General features: G+C 45.1%; 8 protein-coding genes. All 8 read right to left on the bottom strand.

The window, feature by feature from the left end; translation table 11 throughout:
* Positions 1-47: 47 nt before the first annotated feature.
* The 8 genes from T472_RS09765 to T472_RS09800 all read right to left on the bottom strand — a co-directional run bounded on the left by T472_RS09765 (position 48) and on the right by T472_RS09800 (position 11576).
* Positions 48-1334: an amidohydrolase gene (locus tag T472_RS09765; protein WP_023384809.1), complete on the bottom strand. Its 1287-nt coding sequence runs from the start codon at positions 1332-1334 to the stop codon at positions 48-50.
* A 123-nt stretch (positions 1335-1457) separates the two neighbouring features.
* A complete protein-coding gene (locus T472_RS20505) occupies positions 1458-5282 on the bottom strand; it encodes a S8 family serine peptidase (RefSeq protein ID WP_023384807.1) in 3825 nt (1274 codons plus the stop codon).
* Positions 5283-5408: 126 nt separating this feature from the next.
* Complete coding sequence (locus tag T472_RS09775) at positions 5409-5711, bottom strand: hypothetical protein (RefSeq protein WP_023863552.1); 303 nt, start codon at positions 5709-5711, stop codon at positions 5409-5411.
* Positions 5671-7425 (bottom strand): IS1634 family transposase, encoded by a 1755-nt coding sequence (locus T472_RS09780; RefSeq protein ID WP_023863553.1) that lies wholly within the window; start codon positions 7423-7425, stop codon positions 5671-5673. Before T472_RS09780 ends, T472_RS09775 begins: the two co-directional genes overlap by 41 nt.
* Before the next feature lie 309 nt (positions 7426-7734).
* Positions 7735-8364, bottom strand: coding sequence for a CpsD/CapB family tyrosine-protein kinase (locus T472_RS09785; RefSeq protein ID WP_023386807.1), 630 nt, complete (start codon positions 8362-8364; stop codon positions 7735-7737).
* The gene (locus tag T472_RS09790; RefSeq protein ID WP_023386810.1) at positions 8364-9092 is read right to left on the bottom strand and encodes a YveK family protein; all 729 of its coding nucleotides are present in this window, start codon (positions 9090-9092) and stop codon (positions 8364-8366) included. The genes T472_RS09785 and T472_RS09790 overlap by 1 nt, the downstream gene beginning before the upstream one ends.
* Positions 9093-9204: 112 nt before the next feature.
* Positions 9205-11079, bottom strand: a complete 1875-nt coding sequence (locus tag T472_RS09795) for a polysaccharide biosynthesis protein (RefSeq protein WP_023386813.1) — start codon at positions 11077-11079, stop codon at positions 9205-9207.
* 92 nt (positions 11080-11171) lie between these two features.
* Positions 11172-11576, bottom strand: a complete 405-nt coding sequence (locus tag T472_RS09800; RefSeq protein WP_023863555.1) for a DUF3048 C-terminal domain-containing protein — start codon at positions 11574-11576, stop codon at positions 11172-11174.
* Positions 11577-11591 lie beyond the last annotated feature (15 nt).

Below are 11591 nucleotides of genomic sequence, written 5' to 3' on the forward strand. Positions count from 1 at the left end.
CACCATATTTGAAGGCGCCATACACAATAGATGTACGGCGCCTTCTCCTATTCCGTTCCCAGCCACCTTTGCAGGTACTCGTCCTTTGACATTGCAGGCTGATTGTCCATAAGTATCTGTTTTGCCAGTTTGCCGTTCTCAGCTACGAGATCATATACAGTGCATGCAACAGTCTTAGCCGGAATGATGTATGCCATCTCCTCATCAGAGATTTCAAAATCTGATCCATGGATGTTACCTGAAAATCCGCTAAATCCGAATTGCACTGCAGGCATTATGGATCCAAGGTCCCCTATGTCTCCTGACGCGAATGACTTCTGTCCTACAAGCACGTTGTCATCCCCTACAAATACTGATATGTTCCTTCTTACGACCTCTGAAAGGTCCCGGCACTGATGGAATGGGAGGTAACCATGGATATCCTCTATCCTGCAGGCAGCTCCAACCGCATGCGCTCCTGCTTCAAAAGCCCTGTTCATCTTACGGTTGGCATCCTCCACCGCAGCAATTGTCCTACCCCTTACGTATGCCTCAATAACCACTATTTCCGGCACCGAGTTGACTGACTGTCCGCCCTCAGTTATTATCCCGTGAACCCTTATCATGTCGTCCTCTATGAATGTCTCACGTTGGGCATTCATAGCCATAATTCCTATAGATGCCGCATTGAGTGCGTTTATTCCTTTGTGTGGTGTCGCCCCTGCATGGGATGCCTTCCCGATATAGGTTATCCTCTTCGACAGGAATCCGTTAAGTGTCGAATTGACATCCGCCTTCCTTCCTGGATATTCCCCCATTGTATGGCAGGAAATCACCATGTCGATTTCATCAAAGGTTCCCTTCCTTATCATGTCCTGCTTACCTGACATATGCAGGATCTCCCCCCTTTCGAGGAGGTCTCTCCTGTATTCAAGGTCCGTGAATTCCTCAGCAGGTGTTCCTACAAGAGTTACCCTTACTCCTGTCCCTTCAAGCATACCACTCTCATTTATGCACTTCATGGCACCAAGCATTATTGCCAGCTGGTTCGAATGCGCACAGGAATGTGCAGCGCCTTTGTCCCCCGAGGCGCATCTGTGTCCCGGCGCTGGAATCGCATCTAGCTCTGCAATAAGTCCTATATTCGGTCCGTTTCCGCTTCCTATAGTACAACGGAATCCTGTCACAGATATGCCTTTCTCCACATTCATGCAATATTTCTCAAGGAATTCCACAGCCTTGGCTGATGTCCTGAATTCCTTGAAGCCCAGCTCAGGATGCTCGAATATATCCCTGCCAAATCCGATTATCTCATCTCTGTAACTTTCTATTATCTCTTCAAGCTTTTTCCTCATTAACATACCTCCACAAAATCTACCTTACCTTACTGATTCCATTTAACACCCTTCCTGCCTTCAGTGCAACCATATCATCAGCACAAAGCAAGGCGGATGCGTAAGCACCCGCCGATTTCAGGTCTATTCTGTTCTTGTCACCCTCATTTCATATCTTATGGCATTCCCTGCCCCATCCTCCGCTTCTATGACTATAAGGTTCTCCCCCATCTGAAGCTCAATTACCTCATCAAGCTCGTATGTGGCTGAGGGAAGGTCATCGAAGTAGGACCAGTCGGGTGCGATGTTTGTGAGTATGTTCTGGTTAAGCCTTACCTTCATGCTTGGCAGGTTATCTGTCACTAGAGCTTTTAATGTAATGCTGGATTCTGCAGTTTCCAGTGGCAATTCTGCTCCAATCATGATTTCAGGACTGGTGGTATCGACGAAGATCTTATGTGCATAGGCAAGATAATTACCAGCCATGTCAGCAGCTTCGATGTTCATCGAATGGTACCCATCGGCAAATGTCTTAAGTACAGCGAAATCCCACAGCCCTGTCTTGTTGTTCCAGACAAGTTCAGCCATAACTCCATCAATCTTCAGGTAATCTAAAGGGGATTCATCTGATACGGTTCCCTGGACCACAATTGTTCCTGTATTGTAGATTCCGAAGAATTCAGGATAGAGCACTCTTGCTACTGGTGCTGTAGTATCACCCGCAAGTATGTTTTTTGGTTCCTTAATAGGTGTCGGAACTGCAGGCTCCTCTGGCTTTACTGGTCTTTCTGGTTTACCTCCCGATTTCAGTATGTCGCTCAGAGGGTAGTATACAGTATTTTCAGCAAAGTCAGTCACAAGCGCATAGGCCTTTGAAGTGAAGCTTGCTGCACTCAAATCGAATACTCCAGTGGTGTTCATCATCGGCACTTTGCCATCTTCGTAAATCTGATAGCCCGATATCCCGCTGAAGCTGTCACTTGCTGTTATCGTGAGAACCTTGGTCCCCTTGTCGTATTGGATTCCGCTGATAACTGGCCTTGTGATGTCCACCTTTACCGGGAACACAACAGTTTGCCAGTCTGCGCCTTCAAAGTCCACCACCGACCTTATCTCATAGTAGTACTGGCCTTCAGGCACAAGGGTATTGTTTGCCGTACCGTCCCATAGCCAGTCGAGGCTTACCGTATACATTGGATTGTACCCAGAATCAAAGAAATTCTTCCTTATGAACTCGTCCATGTGCAGGCTTCTTATCCTTGTCCTGTCTGAGTCAAGGATGTTCACCTCGAAGTCCCTTGCGTTCCTCAGGAATGACAGGAGAGGAACGGTATTGTCAGCTATCCCGTTTCCATCAGGTGAGAATGCTATGTTGTCCATACTTACGTTTCCATCGGCATCCATGCCCTGGAAATACAGGTTGTCTGTCGGTGCGTGGTACCAGGTCATTGAGGTTATACCATAGTATGACCCATCCTCGTATATGGACTTGTCTACTACAGGTGCCTCGTCCCAGTCCCCATAGAAACCTACATAAGGTATGCTTAGCTCCGGGTTGATGTCCTTGGGGTCTTCAAGTACCACAAATCCTTCAATGTACGTCCCGTTTGGGAATATGGCTGATAACGGTGCGTTGTACGCCCAGTCCACGGCCTTGCTGAGGTCTATTGATACTGTGACCTCTACTGATCCTTTGGCAGGCACCGTGACCCTGGTCTTGCTGAAGCTTATCGGGAACTTGCCTGACCAGTAACCGTTAGGCCCGTTCTGCTTGATGGTGCTTGCTATATACACACCTTGCGATTCCAGGTAATTGTACCCGCCAATGACAAGGTCTGTCTGTACAGTACCCTTGACACTATAGGTCACCGGTTTGTCGCTGAAGTTGTCAATCTTCACAACGAAGGATTTCTTGTTTCCTATCTGTCCGAGTGCGGCCTTGCTTTCCCCTGATGTCTTCTCATATGCAACTGCTGGTGTCGTTGTAGCTGCATACAGGTCCATGACCCCTGCCCCTTGTCTTCTCGGGGATGTGAAGTTGTAGGCTGTAAGTCCATAGTAGTCGTTGTACAGTCCTGTATCATGATGTGCTGACGCTGTGCTGAGGATGAGGTTCTTTGCCAGGATTGCCTTGTCGTCGCCTTCAAGGTCAGCAAGGTCCTCTACCCTTTGCAGTACAAGCGCTGAACCTCCAGCAACATGCGGTGCCGCCATGGATGTGCCGCTCATGCTCTGATAGTCGTCACCCTGGGCTGTCGACCATATGTTGCCGCCAGGTGCGGTAACTTCAGGCTTGAAGTCCAGGCTAGGTGTAGTGCCCCATGATGAGAAACCTGAAATGTTACCCGCTTCAGGATTCGTGGCCTTTGCAAGGTCACCATTGAACTCGACAGTGTTTGTTCCTTCCAGGATCTTCTCCATAAGCCGGACTCCGTCCGAGTGCCCTATGAATACCGCAGGAATGCTGCCACTCTCCGGATACATCATATTGATCAGCTCTTCTCCGCCTGCCTCGTGGTTGTATATTATTACGCCTGCCGCTCCTGCATTCTGAGCATTCATGATCTTGTCAACGAATGCAAGCTCGCCTCTCTGTATAAGGGCTATCTTGCCTGTGAAGTCCTTCCCTGTAAAGTCGGTTGGATAACCAAGCCCTGCAGCGAGGTATGTGACCGGTCCTTCAAATGCAGCTATCGGATCAACCGGTCCTGCTGAAATGTACGGGGCAAAGACTTCAACGCCCCCATAAATGTAAGTGAGTGCTTTGGCTGAAATGTATGTGTTCTCGATTGATGCTACCTGTATTGATTCCGTTGCGAGTCCGGGTGCTCCTATAACGCCTATGTCAGGATTGGACGAGTACGGAAGGTCGAAGCCTTCGCTGAACTGTCCCGCATTTCCCGCTGAGATTGCGCATACTACACCGTTCTCCACCGCTCTCCGTACCGCTACCTGCTCCAGGTCATCCTCCTGTACGAATGCAGCAGTCGATCCCAGACTCATGTTTATGACGTCTGCACCAAGTGCAATCGAGTCATCAATAGCCTTGATTATGACATCCCCGAATGTGGATGGCATCTCAGGGTTGTTTCCGAACACCTTCATTGCCAGAAGCTGAGCTTCTGGAGCCACTCCCTTAATTCCGCCGTTTTCCTCGTCACCGTTTGCCGCCGCTATACCCGCGACATGCATCCCATGCTCCGAAGCATCCGGTCCCAGGTCAAGTATCTCCTGGTTCTCGTCCATATAGTTGTAGCCATATGGTACCTTTACCGTCCTGTAGGAACCAGGCAGTTCTCCAAATCCGGTATCCATGATCTTCACACTTGAAGGATCAGTGATGATAAAATCCCTGTGTGATGGATCTATTCCCGTATCGATTATGGCAATAACCATGCCAGATCCGTCATACCCGGTATATTCCCAGGTCTCTATGGCATTCACGATATCCTTGCTGGATGTCATGGTAGGCTCCGGTCTTTCATATTCATGCGCTATGGATACGGATAAGACTCCTGCAAGCTTTGAGATCTTCTTCGCGTTTCCGAAGGTAGTCTCAATACTGACACCGTTTACAACGTTCACAAAATTTTTCAGGTCCTTGTATCCTATTCCTTTTGCCCTAAGCTCTGCCTTCAAGGCCTTCTGCTCTGCCAAAAGCGTTTTCCTGATACTCTGAACCTGATTCTTGTCGAGGTCGGTTACCTTGACCCCTTTCTCTGTCGCATAGCTGATAACAGGCTTACCTTTAAGCTCCACAATCAACCTTACATTATCGCTATCCTTATATACATCCGCTGCATCTTTCAACGAAACGTTCTTGCCAATCACCTTTTCAACCGCTGTTCTAGACGATTCCAACGCCTTGAAGTTCCTCGGTCCAGCATCAGCCTTGAGTGAAAATCCGGTTGCAGTAAAGAGGAATGCTGCGATCAACATGAGTGCCACGCTCTTAGTGTACCTTCTCATAGTATCTCCCCTCTCACTGAAAAAAACATTCAGAAAAAATCAACTGGAAATCCCAACTGATTATTTTCTGAATACTCTTTCTTCTTTACTCGAATTATATCACTATAGTAGCAGCACTTCAATGATTCAAATTTGCTTTACTGTTAACTTCCCATATTTTACCTGTTCATTCCAGTTTAGCATCTGATTTTCCTCTGCGCTGTAGAATGTGCTCTCACGAAATGCCATGATTTCAGCATAAGATTTCCCGCTTTTCTCAACCGCCTGAATCAGTTCATTCCTATGAATAGCTCTCTGCTTTGCCTGGAGATCCTCCAGTTCCTTAGCTGCTACATCATACCTTGTCCTTGCCTTTTCGAAGTTTTCCTTTGCTTTTGCTATCTTTTCATCAATCGATATCGTCTTCCTCGGTCGAGCTATCTTCTCCATCCCTTTCTTGTTTCGCTGCCGCTTTCAGCTGCTCACCTAGTCTAGTTGCTCTTGACTTGATATAATCTTCATCCACACCGAAGGCCTTAAGTATTGTCTTTTGTGTTGCGGTCACTGCATGGTCAAGCCTATATACGTTATCCATCTGCCTTATCATTTCGATTTTTTCCAGCTCTTTCAGCGCGGCGGGAACTGTCATATAGTTTGGCTTCTTTGACATTTCCGCCATCATTGCCTTGAGTTGCGTATACAGCTTGCACCTCACAATCAAGGCTACAAATTCAATGAATATCTTCGCATCTGCAGATTCATTGCCTGATACACGCAGACTCCTATTGCCAAGATATGACTTATCACCGCGGAACAGCTTCTCTGAAGCATCCCTGCTCTTATACAGTGAAAGAGCTTCTGCCGCTGTCATTTTTCGGGATGTGACAATTACAAAGTATCCGCAAAGCCCTAGTTCTCTTTCTATTACTTCGGATTTTTCCTTAGCATAAAGTAACTTGCTCGTACCATCCTCTTTTTCGTGTGAAAAGATATCGAAATACCAGTGGTACGGTTCTCCCAGTGTCACCGTTTTACCTTCGTGCCTCTTCAGGAATTCTGTCATCTTCTGAATCTTACATTCAAGAAGTCCCTTCTCAGCACTTTCCTTTGTTACATTATGGTAGATATGGAAATATCTGGCTTTCTCGTCATCTGCATAAAGCTTCTCTTGGATTGTCATGCCATATGCCTGGTATTCAGGGATAACGCAAGATCTCTTCGTCTCGAATTTACCTTTGTTCTCAAGTATTATACTCTCTACGAATGAAGCCCTTCCCTTGACCATGATTACAAAATCATACTGACAAGTGTCCATGTATTGAATATCATTCTTGCTGAAATAGCCTCTATCAAGTATAAAACCGATCTTCTTATAGCCGTATCCTTTTGCTTTTTCCAGCATGAACTGCAACTGTGATACATCAACAATGCTTCCAGGGTAAGTCTCGTAGAATAGAGGTTCCTTGTTGTCTGTGTCGAAGGCCACAGAATAGTTGAATACAGGAACCCCTTTGTCATCCTTGGGATGCCCGAATTCCGCCATCTCGATATCCTCGGCCTGGCAGTTCTTATTCGTTGAATCGTATGAGATATAGATTTGTTCCCTGTGGTTCCTTGAGGCATTCCAGCGGTTCAGAAAGCCCACCCTGTCATCATCTGATATGGAGGACAGGAACCTGGATACCGTTGAGTCGCTGTAGATTTTCATGTCTTCAGTCAGCAGCGGATGATTGTATGCATAATCGGGATAGTACTGGCCAGCACAATTTTCGCAGATTATTGAATACGCAGCAAGATCGAGAAACAGGCCGACCCCTCTCTCATCCCAGTGGTTTGAAAGCATTTCGGGAAGATTGTACTCCTCCATGATCTTCCGAATGACGAGATAGGCGCCTATCCTGAGGCAGCTGCTGCGGTTGGAGTTATTCCGTTCATCAGGCAGCGCAACACCCGGGAAGAACTTAGCGAAGTTTTGGTTCGGTTGCATCATCGTCGGATCATCATTGGACTGCTTTCCGATGGTTGTCCTCTGCGGAACGTTATACTTCTTTTCCGGGACATATTTGCGTGCGTAAGTGTATTCAATGTATGTGGTGTCTCCACGTCTGTTCACTGTAATCTTTCCTGTGTTTTCGGGGATTTTCACTAAAAAATCGTAGTACATTTCGGCCTCCTGATAAGAATGATATCCTACTCAATATATCATATCATAAAACCCGGATTTCTGCAATAACTATCCGGGTTTTACTAAGATTTCCAAGGGTTTTCATGATATTTTCTAGCACAACCAAGTTAGTTTTTCTTGTTGAGTGTAAAATTTATGGGAAGTTGACGTTTATACCCTGTATCGTCAAAATCATGCCTGATCCTGGAGATACAGCGAGTCCCTATAGTCTCACTGTGTAGTGACTTCGCGTCGCACAATCAGGCTGCGCAATAAAATTGCGGCAGTCTGATTGTCATATCAATTGTATTAAATTTTATTCAAAGCAACCCCTATAACCGGAGTTTTAGTTTCTTCAAGGTAGGAAATATCTTTGTTTACCTTCTCACCTGATGTCCTACCTGCTTCAACCACATGTACTATGGCATCTGCCAACTTTGATATTACTACAGCATCAGAACAGCTGGCCATATCCGGTGTATCGATAATAATGAAATCATACTCGCTTCTGAGCTTATTTATCAGTTGCCTGAAAACATCACTCTCAAGAAGTTCCGTAGAATTTTCAGTTGGAATTGTATTCAGGATATAGTCAACCCCTGAGGACTGCCTTATTATAAGGTCCTTGGACTGGAGTGATCCGCTCAGGTAAGCACTAAGCCCTGATGCAGCAAGTGTGCCCAATTTTTCTGCAACGCTAACCTTCCTTAGAGATCCATCAATGTATATCGACTTCTTTCCAGCAGCATTCAGTGAATCAGAAAGATTAAGCGCTATTGTAGTCTTTCCTTCACCCTCATTGGAGCTTGTGATAGAGATGACCTTGTAGTCCGGAGAAGCTACCATGATCTTGGTTCTCAGCTGCCTTATGAGGTCTTTGTTAATCGCGCCCTCTACAGTCCTGTTTTTCCTATCTACTTGACTTTTTCTCTTGGACATTATATAACCTCGTAGAACTTTCTTGTTTTAGTTGAAGTGCTGGGGATTGAAACAAGAACCTTCTTTCCTGTGAATCTCTCTACATCACTTTCAGATGAAATCTTCTGGTTAATGAACTTGTATGCGAATATATAGAATACTGAAACCATAACTCCAAGTACAGCACCTATCATAAAATTCATGGCATACTTTGGCGGATTGCCAATAGCTATCGGATTCTGTAGCAGGACAGCATCCTCATCAAGTGTAAGCCTCTGGTAAGATACTGCCTTCGAGGCAATATCAATCCCCTGCCTTCTGATTTCATTTGCTATGTTCTTTGCTGTCTCAGGATTACTGTGATATGCTGTTATGTCAATCACATTGACCCTTGAAGAAAGTCCCGCTGTGATATCTTCTTTAATATCCTCCATCCCAGTAGTTATCTTTAATTTTGTCAAAGCGGCATCTACAGCTTCATCACCAGTCATAATTGCAATTATTGCACTGCTCTGCTTGGTCTTGCCTTCTTCCTGTAAAAATACTACAGATGTTCTGGCCCCGTACTTGTATGTGACAGGATTACGGAATCCGCTGATGATGCTTATGATTAATGCAACAATGGCAAATGCTGCAAGCCCTACGGCAATCACTTTCCAATTCCTTGTTAGCGTTGATATAAGCTCAATCAGGCTTATCTCTTCTTCTTCATTGTATCTCTCTATGTTTATCATTCCTTTCTTGGTCATCAAAGTGTATTTTATCATATTTTCAATGGCTAGACCACTTTTATAGCTATAACAGCGGTACTGCACAAATAGACAAACTAAATATTCCGATATGGGTTGCAATGTTATCTGTCTATGAGGTTTCACTCACATTATCCTGATTGGACCCAAATCTTGATATATCATAGGTGCAGACGATCTCAGAGACTTTTTTGGCAATCTCGCCCTTGTCTCCCTTATCAACCAAGAACCTGAGCTCGTCAATCCTTGACTTCAGCTCAGTTACATCAATGTAAGACGGCTTTGCGATGAAGATCTTCTCGTGGGTCGTCTTCCTTAAGCCTTCCTCATCCATAAGGAGCTCTTCATAAAGCTTCTCACCAGGTCTTAGTCCTGTAATTTCAATCTTGATGTCTTTTCCAGGAACGAATCCAGAGAGCTTTATTAGGTCACTCGCAAGGTCGTATATTTTTACCGGATTCCCCATATCCAATATGAATATCTCTCCACCAATTGCATAGGCACCTGCCTGGATTACAAGCTGTGCCGCTTCTGGTATGGTCATGAAAAATCTTGTAACATCCTCATGGGTTATTGTGACAGGTCCACCTCTTGCTATCTGCCTCTTGAACAGTGGTACTACGGATCCATTGCTTCCAAGGACATTCCCGAACCTTACAGCCACGTAATCAGTCTTGCTTGTTCTGTCCATGGACTGGATTATCATCTCGCATATCCTCTTGGTTGCACCCATTATATTCGTTGGGTTTACCGCCTTGTCGGTGGAAACCATGACAAATTTTCTAACCCCGTACCTGTCAGCAGCCTCTGCCACGTTAAGCGTACCGAATACATTATTCTTAATTGCTTCAGACGGACTATGCTCCATGAGTGGAACATGCTTGTGGGCAGCAGCATGGAAGACGACTTCAGGCTTGTACTCACTGAATATGCTGTCAATCCTCTTCTTGTCCCTTACCGATGCGATCAGAACCTCAAGGTCCAAGGTTGGGAATGCGTACTTCAGTTCATTCTGAAGGTCATAAGCGTTGTTCTCGTAAATGTCAATGACTATAAGTTTTCTTGGACCGAACCTCGCAATCTGTCTTGAAAGCTCAGATCCTATAGACCCACCTCCACCAGTAACTACGACAATCCTATCTTCGATATAGTCTTTTATTCCCTTTGTATCAAGCCTAATAGCATCCCTCCCGAGCAGGTCTTCTACATCCACATCACGTACCTTGCCAAGCAAATTATCACTTCCGAACATCTCTTCAATCCTTGGTATGATCTGTATCCTGCAATCGGTCCTCTTACATATGTCAAGTATCTCCTTCTTGTTCTCAGGACTGATGGAAGGTATCGCAAGAAGTATTACGCTTGCCTGGTACTGCCTTGCCGCAGCCTCAATCTGACCCCTGTCCCCCACAACCTTGACTCCAAGTATGTAGGTCCCTACCTTATATAAGTCATCGTCTATCACAGCAACAGGGTTATATCTACTTTCCGAGAAATTCTTCATTTCATTGATTATTATTGCTGCAGCAGAACCGCCACCGATGATCAGAGCATTATCCCCTCTTTTTGTTGCATTCGTTCCTGAGATTCTCCTTGCTTTTCTTACCAACCTGAATGAAAGCCTGAAACTGCAAGTTGAAATTATTATGAGGAATCCAGCAAGCAGCTGGACGCTGACACCAAGCCCCAACCCCCTTATACCCAGTAATATGAGGCATATTACCTGGGCAAGGATACCAGCGCTTATCGCCATAATAAACTCATCAGTTCTAGCAAAGGACCAAAGGCTTGTATACATACCGAAAACATAGAAAGTAATAAGATATATAGCTATGATCACCAAAATGTGGTTCTTTAGGTTTGAAAGCTGGTTTCCGGGTATAGAGAAGCTATACCTGAAAAAGAGCGCAAATAGATATGAAGAGACAATCAGTGTCGCATCTACTATTCCAAATACCGGGATTCTCCACTTCCTTAAAACTTCCACTTCAATCTCCTTTCAATATTTACTCAAAAAGGTTTTATCTCAAAATCAGTCCTTATATATTGTCATTTTTGATTATTAATTCCTTAATTCAGCTAACTTGCATCAACTGCTGTTTCGGGTCTGACTAATTGAATGAAAGTCACTCCTTGCCTGAAATGAATTTCCTTGCCGAATTCATCATAGTAAATCGTCATAGCATCCGCATTCTCCCTCTTCCAGGTTCCTATCCTTCTGATCCCATCAGAAAAATACTCAGCCTTGCCGCTGCCAACCTGTTCAATATTCGTATATACCGTGCCAGTGACATAGTAGTGGACAGCATGCTGCACAATTATGTTCCTCACAGCAACCTGGCTCCCATCCTCCTTGTCCTTCATTGGCTCTCCGTTAATGAACCTCTTGTAAAGTCGGGTCTTTTCGTCATATGCATATCTTATCCTGTTGTTTGAAGCATAGGAAAGCTCAACAGTGGATGCTTTTTCTCCTGTTATCTCCAACGAGTATCAGGTCCA

The organism is Youngiibacter fragilis 232.1 (genome assembly GCF_000495435.3).
GTDB lineage: Bacteria > Bacillota > Clostridia > Clostridiales > Clostridiaceae > Youngiibacter > Youngiibacter fragilis.

Excerpts from the sequence above, each read along its gene's own strand:
- T472_RS09765 (WP_023384809.1), bottom strand. The coding sequence starts at position 1,334 with ATGAGGAAAAAGCTTGAAGAGATAATAGAAAGTTACAGAGATGAGATA.
- T472_RS20505 (WP_023384807.1), bottom strand. The coding sequence starts at position 5,282 with ATGAGAAGGTACACTAAGAGCGTGGCACTCATGTTGATCGCAGCATTC.
- T472_RS09775 (WP_023863552.1), bottom strand. The coding sequence starts at position 5,711 with ATGGAGAAGATAGCTCGACCGAGGAAGACGATATCGATTGATGAAAAG.
- T472_RS09790 (WP_023386810.1), bottom strand. The coding sequence starts at position 9,092 with ATGACCAAGAAAGGAATGATAAACATAGAGAGATACAATGAAGAAGAA.
- T472_RS09785 (WP_023386807.1), bottom strand. The coding sequence starts at position 8,364 with ATGTCCAAGAGAAAAAGTCAAGTAGATAGGAAAAACAGGACTGTAGAG.
- T472_RS09780 (WP_023863553.1), bottom strand. The coding sequence starts at position 7,425 with ATGTACTACGATTTTTTAGTGAAAATCCCCGAAAACACAGGAAAGATT.